16 protein-coding genes are annotated in these 18,158 nt (G+C 67.9%); 11 read left to right on the forward strand and 5 right to left on the reverse strand.

The window, feature by feature from the left end:
- Window positions 1-11: 11 nt before the first annotated feature.
- Entirely contained in the window at window positions 12-1,400 is a 1,389-nt protein-coding gene (locus tag BST47_RS10580) for a class II 3-deoxy-7-phosphoheptulonate synthase (protein ID WP_083125464.1), read from the forward strand.
- Here BST47_RS10580 and BST47_RS10585 read toward each other — a convergent pair whose 3' ends face one another.
- Window positions 1,401-2,573: a protein kinase domain-containing protein gene (locus BST47_RS10585; protein ID WP_083125465.1), complete on the reverse strand. Its 1,173-nt coding sequence runs from the start codon at window positions 2,571-2,573 to the stop codon at window positions 1,401-1,403.
- A gap of 37 nt (window positions 2,574-2,610) precedes the next feature.
- On the opposite strand from BST47_RS10585, the gene BST47_RS10590 reads away from it, so the two are divergent.
- Complete coding sequence (locus tag BST47_RS10590; protein ID WP_083125466.1) at window positions 2,611-3,015, forward strand: Rv2175c family DNA-binding protein; 405 nt, start codon at window positions 2,611-2,613, stop codon at window positions 3,013-3,015.
- Here BST47_RS10590 and BST47_RS10595 read toward each other — a convergent pair.
- The 4 genes from BST47_RS10595 to BST47_RS10610 all read right to left on the reverse strand — a co-directional run bounded on the left by BST47_RS10595 (window position 3,004) and on the right by BST47_RS10610 (window position 7,069).
- Complete coding sequence (locus tag BST47_RS10595; RefSeq protein ID WP_083125467.1) at window positions 3,004-4,536, reverse strand: alpha-(1->6)-mannopyranosyltransferase A; 1,533 nt, start codon at window positions 4,534-4,536, stop codon at window positions 3,004-3,006. The two genes, BST47_RS10590 and BST47_RS10595, sit on opposite strands and share 12 nt — an antisense overlap.
- A gap of 2 nt (window positions 4,537-4,538) precedes the next feature.
- A complete protein-coding gene (gene idsA2, locus BST47_RS10600; protein WP_083125468.1) occupies window positions 4,539-5,627 on the reverse strand; it encodes a bifunctional (2E,6E)-farnesyl/geranyl diphosphate synthase in 1,089 nt (362 codons plus the stop codon).
- Window positions 5,628-5,721: 94 nt separating this feature from the next.
- The gene (locus tag BST47_RS10605; RefSeq protein WP_083125469.1) at window positions 5,722-6,450 is read right to left on the reverse strand and encodes an LppM family (lipo)protein; all 729 of its coding nucleotides are present in this window, start codon (window positions 6,448-6,450) and stop codon (window positions 5,722-5,724) included.
- Between the two features lie 10 nt (window positions 6,451-6,460).
- Complete coding sequence (locus BST47_RS10610) at window positions 6,461-7,069, reverse strand: GNAT family N-acetyltransferase (protein WP_083125470.1); 609 nt, start codon at window positions 7,067-7,069, stop codon at window positions 6,461-6,463.
- 231 nt (window positions 7,070-7,300) lie between these two features.
- Here BST47_RS10610 and BST47_RS10615 point away from each other — a divergent pair, with 231 nt between their 5' ends.
- From BST47_RS10615 to murD, 9 genes are all read left to right on the forward strand, one after another.
- The gene (locus BST47_RS10615) at window positions 7,301-7,708 is read left to right on the forward strand and encodes an SCO2097 family morphological protein (protein WP_083125471.1); all 408 of its coding nucleotides are present in this window, start codon (window positions 7,301-7,303) and stop codon (window positions 7,706-7,708) included.
- Between the two features lie 302 nt (window positions 7,709-8,010).
- The gene (gene mraZ / locus BST47_RS10620) at window positions 8,011-8,442 is read left to right on the forward strand and encodes a division/cell wall cluster transcriptional repressor MraZ (RefSeq protein ID WP_083125472.1); all 432 of its coding nucleotides are present in this window, start codon (window positions 8,011-8,013) and stop codon (window positions 8,440-8,442) included.
- Entirely contained in the window at window positions 8,417-9,592 is a 1,176-nt protein-coding gene (gene rsmH, locus BST47_RS10625; RefSeq protein WP_207568581.1) for a 16S rRNA (cytosine(1402)-N(4))-methyltransferase RsmH, read from the forward strand. The genes mraZ and rsmH overlap by 26 nt, the downstream gene beginning before the upstream one ends.
- Complete coding sequence (ftsL, locus tag BST47_RS10630) at window positions 9,589-10,656, forward strand: cell division protein FtsL (protein ID WP_234809647.1); 1,068 nt, start codon at window positions 9,589-9,591, stop codon at window positions 10,654-10,656. The genes rsmH and ftsL overlap by 4 nt, the downstream gene beginning before the upstream one ends.
- Window positions 10,653-12,581: a peptidoglycan D,D-transpeptidase FtsI family protein gene (locus tag BST47_RS10635; protein ID WP_083125474.1), complete on the forward strand. Its 1,929-nt coding sequence runs from the start codon at window positions 10,653-10,655 to the stop codon at window positions 12,579-12,581. The genes ftsL and BST47_RS10635 overlap by 4 nt, the downstream gene beginning before the upstream one ends.
- A 44-nt stretch (window positions 12,582-12,625) precedes the next feature.
- Window positions 12,626-14,146, forward strand: a complete 1,521-nt coding sequence (locus BST47_RS10640; protein ID WP_083125475.1) for a UDP-N-acetylmuramoyl-L-alanyl-D-glutamate--2,6-diaminopimelate ligase — start codon at window positions 12,626-12,628, stop codon at window positions 14,144-14,146.
- Window positions 14,143-15,660, forward strand: a complete 1,518-nt coding sequence (locus BST47_RS10645) for a UDP-N-acetylmuramoyl-tripeptide--D-alanyl-D-alanine ligase (RefSeq protein WP_083125476.1) — start codon at window positions 14,143-14,145, stop codon at window positions 15,658-15,660. Before BST47_RS10640 ends, BST47_RS10645 begins: the two co-directional genes overlap by 4 nt.
- Window positions 15,657-16,736, forward strand: coding sequence for a phospho-N-acetylmuramoyl-pentapeptide-transferase (gene mraY / locus BST47_RS10650; RefSeq protein WP_083125477.1), 1,080 nt, complete (start codon window positions 15,657-15,659; stop codon window positions 16,734-16,736). Before BST47_RS10645 ends, mraY begins: the two co-directional genes overlap by 4 nt.
- On the forward strand, window positions 16,729-18,156 hold the full coding sequence (gene murD, locus BST47_RS10655) for a UDP-N-acetylmuramoyl-L-alanine--D-glutamate ligase (protein ID WP_083125478.1): 1,428 nt from the start codon (window positions 16,729-16,731) through the stop codon (window positions 18,154-18,156). The genes mraY and murD overlap by 8 nt, the downstream gene beginning before the upstream one ends.
- Window positions 18,157-18,158: the final 2 nt, after the last annotated feature.

Raw genomic sequence — 18,158 nt, forward strand, 5'->3', positions numbered from 1 at the left:
ACCATTGACGGGTGAACTGGACCGTCGACGTACCCATCGACCAGCTGCCTGCGCTGCCGCCGCTGCCTGATGAGCTGCGGCAACGCCTGGACACCGCACTCGCCAAGCCCGCCGCCCAACAGCCGAGCTGGGACGCCGAACAGGCCAAGGCGATGCGGACCGTCCTGGAGAGCGTGCCGCCCATCACCGTTTCCTCTGAGATCGAGCGGCTCAAGAGCCTGCTGGCCGACGTGGCCCGCGGCGAGGCGTTTCTGCTGCAGGGCGGCGACTGCGCCGAGACGTTCGCCGACAACACCGAACCCCATATCAGGGGCAACATCCGCACCCTGCTGCAGATGGCCGTCGTCCTGACCTACGGGTCGAGCATGCCGGTGATCAAGGTCGCCCGAATCGCAGGCCAGTACGCCAAGCCGCGCTCGTCGGACACCGACGCCCTGGGGCTGAAGTCCTACCGCGGCGACATGATCAACGGTTTCGCTCCCGACGCCGCAGTCCGCGAGCACGACGCGTCGCGGCTGGTGCGCGCGTACGCGAATGCCAGTGCCGCGATGAACCTGACCCGCGCCCTGACATCGGGCGGGCTCGCGTCGCTGGACCTCGTGCACGACTGGAACCGGGAATTCGTCCGGACGTCGCCTGCCGGGGCCAGGTACGAGGCCTTGGCCGGCGAGATCGACCGCGGTCTGCGCTTCATGAACGCTTGTGGCGTCAACGATCCCAACCTGCAGACCGCCGAGATCTACGCGTCTCACGAGGCATTGGTGCTCGACTACGAGCGGGCGATGCTGCGGCTGGCCGACACCAGCGAGGGCGAGCAGGCGCTGTTCGATCTGTCCGCGCACTACGTGTGGGTGGGCGAGCGCACCCGCCAGCTCGACGGAGCACACATCGCGTTCGCCGAGGTGATCGCCAACCCGATCGGAGTGAAGCTCGGCCCCACGATGACCCCGGAGCTCGCCGTCGAATACGTGGAGCGGCTCGACCCGAACAACGAGCCCGGCCGGTTGACGTTGGTCACGCGCTTCGGCAACAACAAGGTTCGCGACCTGCTGCCACCGATCATCGAGAAGGTGCAGGCGACCGGGCATCAGGTGATCTGGCAGTGCGATCCGATGCACGGCAACACCCACGAGTCGTCGACGGGTTACAAGACCCGCCACTTCGATCGGATCGTCGACGAGGTGCAGGGCTTCTTCGAGGTGCACCGCGCGCTGGGCACGCATCCGGGCGGCATCCACGTCGAGATCACCGGCGAGAACGTCACCGAGTGCCTCGGCGGCGCTCAGGACATCTCCGATTCGGACCTGGCCGGACGTTACGAGACGACCTGCGACCCGCGACTGAACACTCAGCAGTCGCTGGAGCTGGCCTTCCTGGTCGCGGAGATGCTGCGCGACTGACTACAGCAGCGCACCGATATTGCTTCCGACCGTCCACGAGCCCGCGGCCACCAGCCCGGTCAGCGTGATGACGGCGATCACCCAGAACAGCAGCACGCGCTTGGAGCGTTGCCGCGCCCAGTAGAACTCGTCGAGGTCGACACCGGCGAATTGTCCTGACACTGGCTGATATTCGGGCTCTTGGGGTGGAATGTTGCCGAGAGTGAGCTCACGGGTGTGCTGCGGCGCGGGCCGGGGTTTGCCGGTGGTGACGACGGTGGTCGCCGCAGCGTGCTGAGCCGAGTTGCTCGGCGCAGGCACGCGGAAGGGGGGCAGGCCGAGGTCGTCGACGATCTCGGCGAGATCATCGGCCATGTCCCCGGCGTCCGTGTAGCGCCGCTGCGGATCGCGGGCGGTGGCGTGCAGTACGAGTTCGTCGAATTGTGTTGGTACACCGGCAATCACCGTTCCCGGCGCGGCAACATCGTGGTCCATCCGCTGGTATGCGACCGTGAGCGCATTGTCGCCGGTGAATGGTGTGACGCCGGTGAGCAGCTCGTAGGCCAGGATGCCGACCGAGTACACATCGCTGCGGGGATCGGCGTCACCGGTGCCGACCTGTTCGGGTGACAGGTAGGCCGCGGTGCCCAGAATGACGCTGGTGGAGGTGATCTTGGCTTCGGCGACCGCGCGAACCAGCCCGAAGTCGGCGATCTTGACCTCGCCGTCGTCGGAGATCAACACGTTCTCGGGCTTGATGTCGCGATGCACCAGACCGGCCGCGTGCGCGACGGCCAACCCGCCGAGTACCGGTTTGAGCACCGCGGCGACGGCATGCGGTGGCATCGGTCCGCGCTCGCGCAGCAGCTCTCGCAGGGTGCCGCCCTCGACGAGCTCCATCACCAGGAACGGATGCCTGCCCTCGATGCCCTGGTCGTAAACGGCGACGAGGCCGGGATCCTTGAGCCGGGCCACCGCGCGCGCCTCGCGCTGAAAACGCGTGAGGAACTGTTGGTCGCCCGCGTAGCGGGATTCCATGACCTTGAGCGCCACCGGACGGTCGAGACGAAGGTCCAGTCCGCGGTACACCGAGCTCGTGCCGCCGGTGGCGATCATGTTGTCGACGCGGTACCGACCGTCCAGCACGGTCCCGACGAGCGGCGCCGACTGCCGGTGGGTGTCCACGAAACACATGTTACGAGTCGGCCCCCCTCGACTTAGACTCGATGGGGTGAGCAGCATTCCGGCCGCCGACGATGTTCTTGACCCCGGCGAGGCCGTCTACGACCTGCCCGCTGTCGCCGATCTACTCGGTGTTCCGGTGACCAAGGTGCAGCAGCATCTGAGGGAGGGACACCTCATCGGCGTACGCCGCAACGGCGCGGTGGTGGTGCCGAAGATATTCTTCGACGACACCGGTCACGTCGTGAAGAGCCTGCACGGGTTACTTGTCCTGCTGCACGACGGCGGCTTTCGCGAGACCGAGATCGTGCGCTGGCTGTTCACCCCCGACTCGTCGCTGACGATCACCAGGGACGGGGCGGCCGACAAGCAGGCCAATGCCCGGCCGGTTGACGCGTTGCACTCGCACCAGGCCCGTGAGGTGGTGCGTCGGGCCCAGGCGCTAGCTTATTGACGGCTCGGCGGGTCGTGCCGTACTGACCGCCGGCGTTTTGTAGAGCGAGTACCACGCGCCTGCCGCACAAGCTGTGGCCAGCAGCACGTGCGGCCACGAGTACATGCCATGCGCTCCGTCGGGTTTCCAGATCACCGTGATCCAGGTGGACAAGCCCGCGATGATCGCAATCGACCGCCTACCCTGTGTCAGGGCTGAGATGACCGCCAGCGGCCAGGTGTAGTACCAGGGCAGCGCCGCGGGCACGAACAGGACCACGACGGCCATCACCAGGGCAATACCGACCAGCGCCTCGCGGTCGGTGTGACGAAACCTCCACCACAGCAATGGAAGTGAGATCGCGATGACGGCGATGCCGATGATCCGGGCGACGTCGAGCACGGCGTAGAAGTTCACCTGCATGAAGATGCTGCCGATGACGTTGATCAGGTTGGCCGCTGCGGTCGGCAGTGTCAGCCAGTTGATGATCTTCACCGAACCCGCGAGTGCTGTCAGCCAGCCCAGGCCGACGCCGGCGGCCAGCGACAATACCGCGAACACCGCGACGAAGACGAGTGCCGAGGCGACGGTCGCCGCCGTGAACGACTTGGCGGGTCCATAACCGCGCCGGTGCCGCAGGTCCCGTGCCCACACCCACACCATGAACGGAAGAGCAAGGCCCGCAGTGGCTTTCACGGCGACCGCGACGGCGATCAGACTGACGCCCCAGAAGTGGTGGCCGCTGAAGGTCAGCGCGATCGCGGCCATCATCAGCCCGACCATCAGCATCTCGTTGTGCACACCACCCATCAGATGGATGATCACCAGCGGGTTCAACACGCATATCCACAGTGCTGCAGCACCGTTGGCGCCGACGTGCCGGGCCACCCGCGGCGCCGCCCAGATCAACAGCGCCAAACCGGGCAACATGCACAGCCGCAGCAGCATCGTGCCCGCGACCACGTCCTCGCCGACCACCAGGGTCACGAACTTTGCCACCAGGATGAAGGCGGGTCCGTAGGGTGCCGTTGTGGTCGTCCAGATGGGGCTGACGTTCTCCAGCAACGAGTTCGGGTTCTCGATAGGCCCGACGACGTACGGGTCGAACCCGTCGCGCAGGAGCGCGCCCTGCGCCAGATACGAATAGGTGTCGCGGCTGAACACCGGGACGCTCAATAGCAGCGGAGCCAGCCAGAACGCCGTCGTCGCGATCATGGTGTACTCGGTCGCGGTGCGGTCGATCACGCTGCGGCCCAACCGCAGCCAAGCCAACAGCATCAAGGCCACGCCGACCCACAGCAGCACCGACGACAGCACCAGACCGTGACCGAAACGCAGCCATGACAGGTGCAGCGATTCCAGCAGGGGATCGTGCAGCCGCGTGCTGCCCGCGCCGAGTCCGCCCGCGGCGATCAGCACGGCGCCAAGTGCGCCGAGCCGCGCGGGTTTCGCCTCAGGCGACGTCGCGAACGCGACGAATCGCGAAATGCCCTGCCCGATGGCTGATGTGTCCGACGGCGCCGCCGGTGACGAAGATGTCATTGTCAGGCGGTCCGGTTGGCGGCCAATCTGGCGAGCTCCGATAGACCGGTCTTGGCTTGACTGTCGATCGCTGCGACGTTGAGGATCGCGAGCGCTCTGTGGGTCAGCACATCGATACGGTCTTCGACGGCGGCCAGTGCGCCGACCGATTCGATGAGCAGACACAGATCTTTGACCTGCGCGTCGGAAAGCTCTGTGCCGATGGATGTGCGGAGCATTTTGGCCCCGACCGGATCGTGCTTCTCGGCCAGCTCGAGCGCCTCGGCCAGCAGCACGGTGCGCTTACCAGAACGCAGATCGTCGCCGGAGGGCTTGCCTGTCACCGCGGGGTCGCCGAACACACCGAGCACGTCGTCGCGCAGCTGAAACGCGACACCGAGGTTGGTGCCCAGCTCGTGGAAGGCGGCCTGCACGTCCGGGCGGTCCGCCGCCGCGGCGACGCCCAGCTGCAGCGGACGCGAAATCGTGTACGACGCAGTCTTGTAGATGTTCACCGTCATCGCCGATGCCACCGATTCGGCGCCGCTGGCCTCGGCCACGATGTCGAGGTATTGGCCACCGAGGACCTCGGTGCGAATGGCGCCCCAGATCCGGTGCACGCGACGGTGCGCCTCGATCGGCAGATCGACCGTCGCGACGATGTCGTCGGCCCACACCAGCGAGAGGTCACCGAGCAGGATCGCCGCCGACAGGCCGAATTGGTCGGAGTTCCCGTGCCAGTCGTTGGTGCGGTGCTTCTCCGAGAACAGCCGATGCACGGTCGGCAATCCGCGACGGGTCGCCGATGCGTCGATGACGTCGTCGTGGACGAGGGCACAGGCGTGCAGTAACTCGAGTGCGGAGAACAGGCGCAGAGCCTGCTCCTCAACGCGGTCGTCGGGGTTTTCGGCCACCGCGCGCCAGCCCCAGTACGCGAAGGCCGGCCGCAGGCGCTTGCCACCGCGCAGCACGAACTCTTCCAGCGCGGCGGTCAGCTCGCCGTAATCGGCGCCCATGTAGGCACACTCGCCGCGACGCTCGGCGAGATAGGCGCGCAGTTGCTCGGTCACGGCTTTGGCCAACTCGACGGCTGACGGTGCCGCTGCGTACACGCTCAGCGGGCGCCCCTTTCCTTGTGCACTATTCGCCCCGAGTGCATTCAGAGTAGAGCCTGCGCCTGCTGGTTTAGCAAGTCAGAGCGGGGTGTCAAGGGGACTCGGTGCGGCGCTCGCCGACGCGGGGCGATTGGTCGCGGTTGTAGTAGGCGAGTCCGCCGATGATCCCGGCAACCAGGAATGAGCCCACGGCGAGCCAGATCGCCGCGCCGGTGAACGAACGGGCGCTCGGGTCGGTATAGCGGGCCTGGGCGTTCATCGTGCTGACGACACCGGGTCGCAGTTTCCACTCGACGATCTCGGCGGACACCTGGGTCCCGTTGGTCGAGGTGACCTCGCCGGGGAACGACACCGAAAGCGAGACGTCGGCCTCGGAGTCGCTCAGTGAGGTGAGGTCGACGCGGCCCTCGAGAATCACCAGGTCGCCGGCGCGTCGTAGCGCGATGTCCACGCCGGCGGCGTCGCGGTTCATGTTGGCCAGCTGGGGGAGTTCGGCGAAGGTGAGGTCCGAGAACACCGCTTGAGATCCGACGTAGTCGTCGCGGCTGTACTCGGAGACCGCCACCTTGTTGGCGAATGTCAGATTGTTGAGGAGTTGAGGGCCCTTGTCGTCGTCGTTGCGCGGTTTGGCCGCGGCAACGATCTGTCCCGATACCCTGTCGTCGGGCGACACCGTCATCGACGCCCTGATCCGAACACATCCGACGAGTGCCGGAAGGGCGATCAGGATCAGCAACATCACGGCGAGCAGCCGACGTTTCCGAGAATGCTGGGCGCGCACGTGGTCATCGTGCCAGACCGGAGCAGTTCGGCGATGCATCAGAGAGGTATCAGAGAGGTAAAGCCCGCCCCAGGATGGCAAACGCGCGCGGATCGCCGGCGAAGTGGTAGCCCCGGATGATGTCGGCGAAGCCGAGGCGACGGTAGAGCCGCCAGGCCCGGTTCGCTTCGCCGTTGATCTCGGGCGTCGACAGCAGTACCTGCGATTCGGCACGGTCGGCGAGCAACCGGCGGGCGAGCGCCTCACCGAGTCCGTGGCCCTGCGCGCGGGGATGGATATGCAATTCGGTCAGCTCGAAGTAGCTCGTCATCAGCTCGGCGATGCGGGCCGGGTCGGCGCCTACCCGGTGCAGGCCGGCGACCACTTGCTGCTGCCACCATTGGTCCGGCGCGCCGCAGTAGCCGTATGCGATGCCGAGCAGCGACGCCGACGCCAGTTCCGGGGCTGAAGGCGGAGTCGCGTCGGGTCCGTCCAGGTCGGGCGCCTCGACGGCGGCGACCGCCTTCCACCCACCCCGATGCGTGTGCTCGAGCCACATCGATGCGCGTTGGTCTTCGGTGCCACGCGGATAGCGCATGGCGTCGACGTAGACGGCGAGCGCGTCACCGAGCCGCCGTTGCATATCGCTCGGCGACAGATCGATCAGAAACGTCGCCAAATTGCTCCTGTCCTCAGATCAACCTCGTGCGGTCACGTGCCCCCATTATCGAACCGAGCGAGCTGTTGCTCACCGGCGGCGGTGCACGTCATACAATCGACCGTCGAACAAGGTGGTACGGCTCAGACTGACCTCGTATCATGACTGTTAGGCGTCCGTAAATGCGGGCGGACATCAGTTTGAACGATTGAGACCGGTCGCATCGGCTCCTGGGCCCCGAGGGAGGGACGTATGCCACTCTCCGATCATGAGCAGCGCATGCTCGATCAGATCGAGAGCGCGCTGTATGCCGAGGACCCGAAGTTCGCTTCGAGCGTTCGCGGTGGGACGCTGCGCGCGCCGTCCACCCGCCGTCGGCTGCAGGGTGCAGCGCTTTTCGTGGCCGGACTGGCGATGCTGGTGGCGGGTATCGCGATCCCCGCCACTCGGATCGGCGACTTCGCGATTCTGTCCGTGATCGGTTTCATCGTCATGTTCGGCGGCGTGGTCTTCGCGATCACGGGCCCGCGTGTGGCGGGCGGTCGTGACCGTTCGGCCACCGATCAGGTCGGGCAGCAGCGCCAGAAACGCGCCAAAGGCTCCGGCGGTTCGTTCACCAGTCGTATGGAGGATCGGTTCCGCCGTCGTTTCGACGAGTAGCACCACACCGACCCCAGGGGTAGCCCACACCGGGCTACCCCTTTTTTGTGCGCATGGCCGACTCAGCTGCTGGGTTGCTGCCCCACCGCGCCCCACCAATTCGTTCTTGCCCCTCTAGCTGCGGTTTTACCACCCCGGACGGCCCCCGATGCCGGACCAGGGGGTGGAAATGTCACCGATGTCCCTGCTAGGTGGGGACGCGCCAACAATTCTTGGTATCAAATGGAGTGATGTGGGGGATTGTGGGGTAAAGTGGCGGCAACGGAGCAACCGGGGCTCCGGATGGCGCGGGAGGTGGCGGGATGTTTCTCGGCACCTACACGCCGAAGCTCGACGACAAGGGGCGGCTCACACTGCCCGCCAAGTTCCGCGACGCGCTGGCAGGAGGGTTGATGGTCACCAAAGGCCAAGATCACAGCCTCGCTGTATACCCGCGCGACGAGTTCGAAAAGCTGGCACGACGGGCGTCGCAGGCGTCTCGGAGCAATCCGGAGGCTCGGGCATTCCTGCGCAACCTGGCCGCGGCCACCGACGAACAGCACCCCGACTCACAAGGCCGGATCACCTTGTCGTCCGATCATCGCCGCTACGCCAACCTGTCGAAGGACTGCGTGGTGATCGGATCGGTTGACTACCTGGAGATCTGGGATTCGGCGGCGTGGCAGGAATACCAGCAGACGCACGAAGAGAACTTCTCCGCGGCCACAGATGAAGCTCTGCACGACATCATCTGATGCGGGACTCGACCGGCTCGGTGCCCATGCATCGTGGCCTCTGTCCGAACCGGCCCTGGCGTACTTCCCCGACGCCAGGTCCACACCCTCGGACAGGGACCTCGGTGCACGGGTCTTCACCGGTGGCCTACATGGAGGCTGGGCGATGCCTGACGAAATCAAAGATCCCGATCACGGGCACGTTCCGGTCCTCCTCGACCGCTGCGTCGAGCTCCTCGCCCCTGCGCTGACCCGCAACGCCGCCGATGGCAGCGGCGCCGTGCTCATCGATGCCACGCTCGGCGCAGGTGGCCATGCCGAGCGATTCCTCACCGAGTTCCCCGCTCTGCGGCTCATCGGGCTGGACCGCGATCCGAATGCCCTCTGGATCGCCGGCGAGCGGCTATCCGCTTTCGGCGACCGCGTGCTGCTGGTGCGTACCCGCTACGACGGGATCGAAGGCGCACTCGAGCAGTCCGGTGACTGGGCAGGCGGCGACGAATTCGCTGTGGCCGGCATCCTTTTCGACCTCGGGGTCTCCTCGATGCAGCTGGACCGCACCGAACGCGGCTTCTCCTATGCCGTGGACGCACCGCTGGACATGAGGATGGACCCCGACGCGCCGCTGACCGCGGCGGAAGTCGTCAACACCTACGACCAGCGCACGCTGGCGCGGCTGCTGCGCGAATTCGGCGAGGAGCGGTTCGCCAACCGGATCGCCTCGCAGATCGCCCGCAGGCGCGCCATCCGGCCATTCTCGACCACCGCCGAGCTGGTCGAGCTGCTGTACCAGGCGATACCTGCGCCCGCCCGCCGCACCGGCGGACACCCCGCGAAGCGGACGTTCCAGGCGCTGCGCATCGCCGTTAACGGAGAGCTGGACTCGTTGCGCACCGCGCTGCCCGCCGCCCTCGACGCGCTGACGCCCGGCGGACGGATCGTGGTGATGGCCTACCAGTCGCTGGAGGACCGCATCGTGAAGAACCAATTCTCGGCGGCCACGGCATCCAGGACACCGCAAGACCTGCCGGTCGAATTGCCCGGGCATGAACCGGAATTCGTCGCCTTGACCCGTGGCGCCGAGCGCGCGGGGGACGAAGAGATCGCAATCAACCCACGTAGCGCAAGTGTGCGGCTACGGGCGCTGGAAAAGGTGGGGGAGCTACGATGAAGGCCAAGCAGAGCAAGCAGGCCAAGCAGAGCAATCAGGCAAGACAACGCGAGCAGGCCAAGCAGCGCAAGCAGGTCAAGCGTTCGGCATTGGCGCGCGGGACCGACGAGCGCCGCAACCCCCGAAGCGGTGGTCGTCCCGCCGAAGCGCCGTCGCGCCGCAAGCCCACCCGCGACCAGCGGCCGCGGCGGTCCGCGCCGCAGACCGCCCCGATTCCGCGGCCCACCGGTGCTCCGGCCCGGCCGAAGAACTCCGGCCAGGCCAAGGCGCGCGCCAAGGCGCGTAAGGCCAAGGCGCCCAAGGTCATTCGGCCTCCGCTACGCGAGCGTATCCTCGTCGCACTGTCGTCTGTCGACCTGCGTCCCCGCGCGCTGATCGCCAGGGTGCCGTTCGTTGTCTTGGTCATCGGATCGCTCGGTGCAGGTCTGGGAACCACACTGTGGTTGTCGACCGACGCCGCCGAGCGTTCGTATCAGCTCGGAAACGCCCGTGAGACGAATCAGGCTCTGCTGCAACAGAAGGAAGCGCTGGAGCGGGACGTCCTCGAGGCGCAGGCGGCACCCGCGCTGGCCGAGGCGGCTCGCGGCCTGGGCATGATCCCGTCGCGGGACACCGCGCACCTCGTGCAGGATCCGTCGGGAAATTGGATCGTCGTCGGCACTCCCAAACCCGCCGAAGGCGTTCCACCGCCCCCGCTGAACACGCCGCTTCCCGAGGAAGCGCCACCCGCACCTCCGCAGGCTCCGGCGGCGCGCGTCACCGAACCGCGTGAACTCACCGTGCGGATACCGGAGCGACCTGCGCTCGTGCCGACGCCCGGCGCGAGCCAACCGATCCCGGGCATCAGCCAACCCGTGCCGATCCCCGCGGTCCCACCGGCGGCCACGCCCGGTGTCGAGGTACCGCACGCGACCCAGGGCACGCTGCCCGCACTGGGGCCGCTGCCCGCGACACCGGCAGCACCCTCGGCACCGGTGATTCAGCAGCCGCTGCAGGTGCCACCCGTCGAGGCCGCACCGCAGGCGCCCGGACCCGTCGCGCCGATCCCCGGCGCACCGGCATGAGCCGCCGCGACAAGGGTCCCGTCCCTGGCAAGTCGAAGGGGCGCACGGCGGGGAAGACGGCGAAGACGCAGGAGCGCTCCGCGCGGTCGCGGCGCACCCGAACGCCGTCGGCCGAGGGAGGCATACGTAGCGCGTCGTTCGTATTTCGACATCGCGTCGGCAACGCCGTCATCTTCCTGGTGCTGATCGTCGCGGCCGCGCAGCTGTTCAACCTCCAGGTTCCGCGCGCCGAGGGCCTGCGCGCCGAGGCTGCGAGCCAGCTCAAGGTCACCGACGTCGACCAGGCTGTGCGCGGGGCGATCGTCGACCGCGACAACGACAAACTGGCCTTCACCATCGAGGCGCGTGCGCTGACGTTCCAGCCGGTCCGAGTGCGCAAGCAGCTGGAAGAGGCGCGGGCGAAGACGTCGGAGGCGCCGAATCCGGAGACCAGGCTGCGCGAGATCGCCGATGAGGTGGCGTTGCGCCTCAACAACAAGCCGAACGCGGCCACGGTGTTGAAGAAGCTCAAGAGCAACGAGACATTCGTCTACCTGGCACGCGCGGTCGACCCCGCCCTCGCCGACGTCATCACCACCAAGTTCCCCGAAGTCGGCTCGGAACGGCAGGATCTGCGCCAGTACCCGGGCGGGGCATTGGCGGCCAACATCGTCGGCGGCATCGACTGGGACGGCCACGGTCTGCTCGGCATGGAGGACTCGCTGGATGCGGTATTGGCCGGCACCGACGGTTCGGTCACGTACGACCGCGGGTCCGACGGTGTGGTGATCCCCGGGAGCTACCGCAACCGCCACGACGCGGTCGACGGTTCGACGGTCGTGCTGACCCTCGACGACGACATCCAGTTCTATGTCCAGCAGCAGGTGCAGCAGGCCAAGGACCTGTCCGGTGCGAAGAACGCGTCTGCGGTGGTGCTGGACGCGAAGACCGGTGAAGTCCTGGCCATGGCGAACGACAACACCTTCGATCCGAGCCAGGACATCGGCAGGCAGGAGAATCGGCAGCTGGGCAACCTCTCGGTGTCGTCGCCGTTCGAACCCGGGTCGGTCAACAAGATCATCACCGCCGCGTCGGTGATCGAGTACGGGCTGTCCAACCCCGACGAGGTGCTGCAGGTGCCGGGCTCGATCAACATGGGCGGCGTCACCGTCGGCGACGCCTGGGAGCACGGCGTCATGCCGTACACCACCACCGGGATCTTCGGGAAGTCCTCGAACGTCGGCACCCTGATGCTGGCCCAGCGCCTCGGGCCGGAGAAGTACTTCGAGATGGTGCGCAAGTTCGGCCTCGGCCAGCGCACCAACGTCGGGCTGCCGGGGGAGAGTGCCGGCCTGGTCCCGCCGATCGACCAGTGGTCGGGCAGCACGTTCTCCAACTTGCCTATCGGACAGGGTCTTTCGATGACCCTGCTGCAGATGACGGCCATGTACCAGGCGATCGCGAATGACGGGGTGCGCGTTCCGCCGCGCATCGTCAAGAGCACCATCGCCCCGGACGGGAGTCGCACCGACGAACCCCGGCCGGAAGGGATTCGGGTGGTGTCGGCGCAGACCGCGCAGACGGTGCGGCAGATGCTGCGCGCGACGCTGCAGCGCGATCCGATGGGCGTACAGCAGGGCACCGGATCGCAGGGCGCCGTCGAGGGCTACCAGCTGTCCGGCAAGACGGGCACCGCCCAGCAGATCAACCCGGCGTGCGGCTGCTACTACAGCGACGTGTACTGGATCACCTTCGCCGGCATCGCCACGACCGACAACCCGCGCTACGTCATCGGCGTGATGATGGACCACCCGCACCGCACGGCCGACGGCCAGCCCGGGACGACCGCGGCGCCGCTGTTCCACAACATCGCTTCCTGGTTGCTTCAGCGGGAGAACGTGCCGCTCTCACCCGAGGGACCGCGGCTGACTCTGCAAGCGGACTGAGCGCTCGGATGGGCCGGACACCGGGCCGGTAACGTGTCATCGCCATGAACCTGCGTCCCAGCCACCCTGCCGGAAGCACGCTCGGACTGGTTGCCGAGCAGGTCGCGGCGGTTCCGGCGCACGGCCCGCGGGTCCCCGACATCCGGATCACCGGGGTCACGCTGCGCAGCCAGGACGTGCAGGCCGCCGATCTGTTCGCCGCGCTGCCCGGTGCCTCGTCGCACGGTGCCCGCCACGCCGCCGAGGCGGTATCGCGCGGGGCCGTCGCGATCCTGACCGACGCCGCGGGAGTCGCCGAGATCGGTGCCGGTGTCGAAGTCCCGGTGCTCGTCCACCCGGCTCCGCGCTCGGTGCTCGGCGAGATCGCGGCCACGGTCTATGGGCATCCGTCGGAGAAGGTGCGCGTCATCGGCGTCACCGGGACATCGGGCAAGACGACCACGACCTATCTTGTCGAGGCCGGTCTGCGTTCGGCCGACCGGATGCCGGGACTCATCGGCACGGTCGGCATCCGGATCGACGGCCGCGATCAACCCAGCGCGCTCACCACACCGGAGGCCCCCGACCTGCAGGCGCTGCTGGCCGTGATGGTCGAACAGGGCGTCGACACCGTGGTGATGGAGGTGTCCAGCCACGCGCTGACCCTGGGACGCGTAGACGGGGTCCGCTTCGCGGTCGGCGGGTTCACCAACCTGTCCCGTGACCATCTGGACTTCCATCCGACGATGCAGGACTACTTCGACGCCAAGGCCAAACTGTTTGATCCCGAATCTCCAACGCACGCAAGTGTTTCGGTGGTGTGCGTCGATGACGACGCGGGCCGCGCGATTGCCGGGCTCGCAGAGGATCCGGTATCGGTCAGCACGACCGGCACCGCTGCCGATTGGCGCGTCGAAGACGTCCGCGCGGTCGACGCGGGTGCCCAGGAATTCGTCGCCGTCGACCCCGCAGGGGTGCACCACGGGTTGAGGATCGGCCTGCCGGGGCGCTACAACGTGGCGAACTGTCTGCTCGCGGTGGCGCTGTTGGACGCCGTCGGGGTGTCACCGGAGCAGGCCGCGCACGGGCTGCGCACGGCCTGCGTGCCCGGACGCCTGGAATCCGTCGACCGCGGGCAGCCATTCCTGGCGCTGGTCGACTATGCGCACAAGCCCGGCGCGCTGGAAGCGGTCCTGCAGACGCTGCGGGAGCAGGGCGAGGGCCGGCTGGCCGTCGTGTTCGGTGCCGGCGGTAATCGCGACCCCGGTAAGCGTGCACCGATGGGTCAGGTCGCCGCCACCATGGCGGAGCTCGTGGTGGTCACCGACGACAACCCGCGCGACGAGGACCCTGCGGCCATCCGTGCCGAGATCGTCGCGGGCACAGCGGGGCGTGCAGAAGTGGTCGAAATCGGGGACCGTCGTCAGGCCATCGACTTCGCCGTCGCCTGGGCGCAACCGGGAGACATCGTGCTCGTCGCGGGCAAGGGGCACGAGCCGGGACAAACCAGCCACGGTGTGACCCGGCCGTTCGACGATCGCGACGAGCTCGCCGCAGCCCTCGAGGCCTTGGGGACCCCCACGTGATCGACCTGACCATCGCGGAGATCGCCGACATCGTCGGTGGACGGCTCGCCGACATCAGTCCCGAACAGGCGGCGGCGACCCGCGTCACCGGAACCGTCGAGTTCGACTCGCGCGCCGTCGGCCCCGGCGGCCTGTTCCTCGCGCTGCCCGGTGCCCGTTCGGACGGACACGACTTCGCGGCCGCGGCGGTTGAACAGGGTGCGGTGGCGGTGCTCGCCGCCCGGCCCGTCGGCGCGCCCGCGATCGTCGTCGAGCCCGCCGCCCCGTCGGCCGGCGACGGAACCGCCAGCGTGCTCGAACACGACACCGACGGTTCGGGGGCCGCGGTGCTGGCCGCTCTGGCGCGCCTCGCCGCTGCCGTCGCCGCTCGCCTCGTCGACGGCGGGCTGACGATCGTCGGCGTCACCGGTTCGTCGGGCAAGACCTCGACCAAGGATCTGCTGGCAGCTGTCCTCACGCCGCTCGGTGAGGTGATCGCGCCGCCTGGCTCGTTCAACAACGAACTCGGTCATCCGTGGACGGTGTTGCGGGCGACGGAGTCAACCGACTACCTGGTGCTGGAGATGTCCGCGCGGCACCGCGGTAACATCGCGGCTCTGGCCGCCATCGCACCGCCGTCGATCGCGGTCGTACTCAACGTCGGCACCGCGCATCTCGGTGAGTTCGGGTCACGAGAAGCGATCGCGGCGACGAAAGCTGAACTGCCCCAAGCTGTCCCGTCATCAGGAGCGGTTGTTCTGAATGTCGATGACCCCGCGGTAGCCGCGATGGCCGACGTGACGGCGGCGCGGGTCGTGCGGGTGTCCAGGTCAGCCGAGGCGGATGTGTGGGCGGACGCGGTGACGCTCGACGAACTGGCGCGGCCGCGGTTCACGCTGCACGGCGGTGGCGGCCAGGTGGACGTCACCCTGGCTGTGCACGGCGACCACCAGGTGTCCAACGCGCTGTGTGCGGCCGCCGTCGCACTCGAGTGCGGTGCGACGCTCGACCAGGTGGCGGAGGCGTTGGCCGCGGCGGGTCCGGCGTCTGCGCACCGCATGCAGGTCGCCACCCGCGCCGACGGCGTCACGATCGTCAACGACGCCTACAACGCCAACCCCGACTCCATGCGTGCGGGTCTCAAGGCGCTGGCGTGGATGGCGCGCGGCAAACGTCGCAGTTGGGCGGTTTTGGGCGAGATGGCCGAACTCGGTGACGACGCGATATCCGAGCATGACAGCATCGGCCGGTTGGCCGTGCGATTAGATGTGTCACGACTGATCGTCATCGGAACCGGGAGGGCTATGAGCGCCATGCACCACGGCGCGGTGATGGAGGGGTCGTGGGGGCCTGAGGCCACCATGGTGGCCGACGCCGACGCCGCGCTGGCTGTGCTCCGGTCCGAACTGCGGCCCGGTGACGTGGTGCTCGTCAAAGGCTCCAACTCGGCCGGGCTCGGCGCGCTGGCCGATGTCCTGATCGCCGATGAGGGGGATCCTTCCCCTGGCACGCGGGGAGGTGCCCCCATCGCATGAGGCAGATCCTCATCGCCGTCGGGATCGCACTGACGGTCTCGATTCTGCTCACCCCGGTGCTGATCCGGCTGTTCACCAGGCAGGGGTTCGGCCACGAGATCCGCGAGGACGGCCCGCCCAGCCACCACAAGAAGCGTGGCACACCGTCGATGGGCGGGGTGGCGATCGTCGCGGGTATCTGGGCCTCCTACCTCGGCACCCACCTCGTCGGCGTGGTGATCGACGGTAGGGGCCCGTCGGCGTCGGGGATGCTCGTGCTGGGCCTGGCCACCGCGCTCGGGTTCGTCGGCTTCGTCGACGATCTGATCAAGATCCGGCGGTCGCGCAACCTCGGGCTGAACAAGACGGCCAAGACCGTCGGCATTCTGTCCGCCGCCGTGATATTCGGTGTACTCGCGCTGCAGTTCCGCAACTCCGACGGGCTGACACCGGGCAGCCCCGATTTGTCCTACGTCCGTGAAATCGCCACGGTCACACTGCCGCCCGCGCTGTTCATCCTGTTCTGCGTCACGATGATCTATGCGTGGTCCAACGCGGTGAACTTCACCGACGGCCTGGACGGGCTGGCCGCCGGAGCGATGGCCATGGTCTGTGCGGCCTACGTGCTGATCACCTTCTGGCAGTTCCGCAACGCATGCGCGATCAGTCCCGGTTTGGGCTGTTACAACGTCCGTGACCCGCTCGACCTCGCGATCGTCGCGGCGGCGACGGCAGGTGCCTGTATCGGTTTCCTGTGGTGGAACGCCGCGCCCGCCAAGATCTTCATGGGCGACACCGGATCGCTCGCGCTCGGCGGCATCATCGCCGGTCTGTCGGTGACCAGCCGCACCGAGATGCTCGCGGTCGTCCTCGGCGCATTGTTCGTCGCCGAGGTCACGTCCGTCGTCGTGCAGATCCTGGCGTTCCGCACCACCGGGCGCCGCGTCTTCCGGATGGCGCCGTTCCATCACCATTTCGAATTGGTGGGCTGGGCCGAAACCACGGTGATCATCCGCTTCTGGCTATTGACCGCCATCGCCTGCGGGCTCGGTGTCGCTCTGTTCTACAGCGAGTGGTTCACCACCGTCGGTGGGTGACGTGAGCGATCTCTCGATTCTGGTGCCTGGTGCGCGCGTCCTCGTGACCGGCGCGGGCATCACGGGCCGTTCGGTGAGCGCCGTGCTGGAGCGGACCGGCGTGCGGCTGACGATCTGCGACGACGATCCGCTGGCGCTGCAGCGCCTCATCACGCCGGCGCGCGTGGTCACCACCGCCGACGCGCAGGCGAACATCGCCGACTACGACCTGGTGGTGACCAGTCCCGGGTTTTCGCCGGCCGCTCCTGTGCTGGCGGCCGCGGCGACGGCGGGCGTGCCGATTTGGGGGGACGTCGAATTGGCTTGGCGGCTGGACATTTCCGGCCACTTCGGCCCGCCGCGGCAATGGCTCGTCGTTACCGGAACCAACGGGAAGACGACGACGACGTCGATGCTGCACGCCATGCTGATCGCGGCGGGACGTCGCGCTGTGCTGTGCGGCAACATCGGCAACCCCGTGCTCGACGTGCTCGCCGAACCCTCGGAGGTGCTGGCAGTCGAGCTGTCGAGCTTCCAGCTGCACTGGGCGCCGTCGCTGCGGCCGGCGGCGGGCGTGGTACTCAACGTCGCCGAGGACCACCTGGACTGGCACGGCAGCCTGGAGGCCTACGCGAGCGACAAGGCCCGTGTGCTCGACGGCCAGGTCGCGGTCGTCGGCCTCGACGACCCGATTGCCGCGGGTCTGCTGGACACGGCGGCGGCCCCGGTACGGGTCGGCTTCCGGCTGGGCGAACCGGCAGCGGGGGAGCTCGGCGTGCACGACGGCATGCTCGTCGACAACGCGTTCGGTGGGCGGGTGCCGCTGGCGTCTGCCGCGTCCATCACGGTGGCCGGCCCGGTCGGGGTGCTCGACGCGCTGGCTGCGGCGGCGCTCGCCCGCGCGGTCGGCGTCGGGCCGGAGCCCATCGCCGGCGCGCTCGCGGATTTCCAGGTGGGCAGGCACCGCGCCGAAGTCGTCGGCACCCACGACGGCGTGACGTACATCGACGATTCCAAGGCCACGAACCCGCACGCGGCGCAGGCTTCGATCGCCGCGTATCCGCGCGTGGTGTGGATCGCCGGCGGCCTGCTGAAGGGCGCGTCGGTCGAAGACCTGGTGGCAGCGGTCGGGAATCGGCTGGTCGGAGCGGTGCTGATCGGCCGCGATCGTGAGCTGATCGCCAATGCGTTATCGCGACACGCCCCGGATGTCCCCGTCCTTGAGCCTGTGACGGGGGAGGATTTTGGGGTGCATGGGAAAGATGAGACTGGTGTGACTGGAGAGGCGGTGATGACTGCCGTCATCGAGGCCGCGTCACGTCTCGCCGGACCTGGTGACACCGTCCTGCTGGCACCGGCCGGGGCATCCTTCGACCAGTTCAGCGGCTACGGCCAACGCGGCGATGCATTCGCCGCGGCCGTGCGCGCCCTGTCCCGGTAGCA

The sequence above is a fragment of the Mycolicibacterium tusciae genome (genome assembly GCF_002086795.1).
GTDB lineage: Bacteria > Actinomycetota > Actinomycetes > Mycobacteriales > Mycobacteriaceae > Mycobacterium > Mycobacterium tusciae.

Bases quoted from the DNA above. Each gene is read 5' to 3' on its own strand.
- BST47_RS10635 (WP_083125474.1), top strand. From the start codon at position 10,653: ATGAGCCGCCGCGACAAGGGTCCCGTCCCTGGCAAGTCGAAGGGGCGC.
- BST47_RS10615 (WP_083125471.1), top strand. From the start codon at position 7,301: ATGCCACTCTCCGATCATGAGCAGCGCATGCTCGATCAGATCGAGAGC.
- mraY (WP_083125477.1), top strand. From the start codon at position 15,657: ATGAGGCAGATCCTCATCGCCGTCGGGATCGCACTGACGGTCTCGATT.
- BST47_RS10585 (WP_083125465.1), bottom strand. From the start codon at position 2,573: ATGTGTTTCGTGGACACCCACCGGCAGTCGGCGCCGCTCGTCGGGACC.
- mraZ (WP_083125472.1), top strand. From the start codon at position 8,011: ATGTTTCTCGGCACCTACACGCCGAAGCTCGACGACAAGGGGCGGCTC.
- BST47_RS10640 (WP_083125475.1), top strand. From the start codon at position 12,626: ATGAACCTGCGTCCCAGCCACCCTGCCGGAAGCACGCTCGGACTGGTT.
- BST47_RS10605 (WP_083125469.1), bottom strand. From the start codon at position 6,450: ATGCATCGCCGAACTGCTCCGGTCTGGCACGATGACCACGTGCGCGCC.
- ftsL (WP_234809647.1), top strand. From the start codon at position 9,589: ATGAAGGCCAAGCAGAGCAAGCAGGCCAAGCAGAGCAATCAGGCAAGA.
- BST47_RS10595 (WP_083125467.1), bottom strand. From the start codon at position 4,536: ATGACATCTTCGTCACCGGCGGCGCCGTCGGACACATCAGCCATCGGG.
- rsmH (WP_207568581.1), top strand. From the start codon at position 8,417: ATGAAGCTCTGCACGACATCATCTGATGCGGGACTCGACCGGCTCGGT.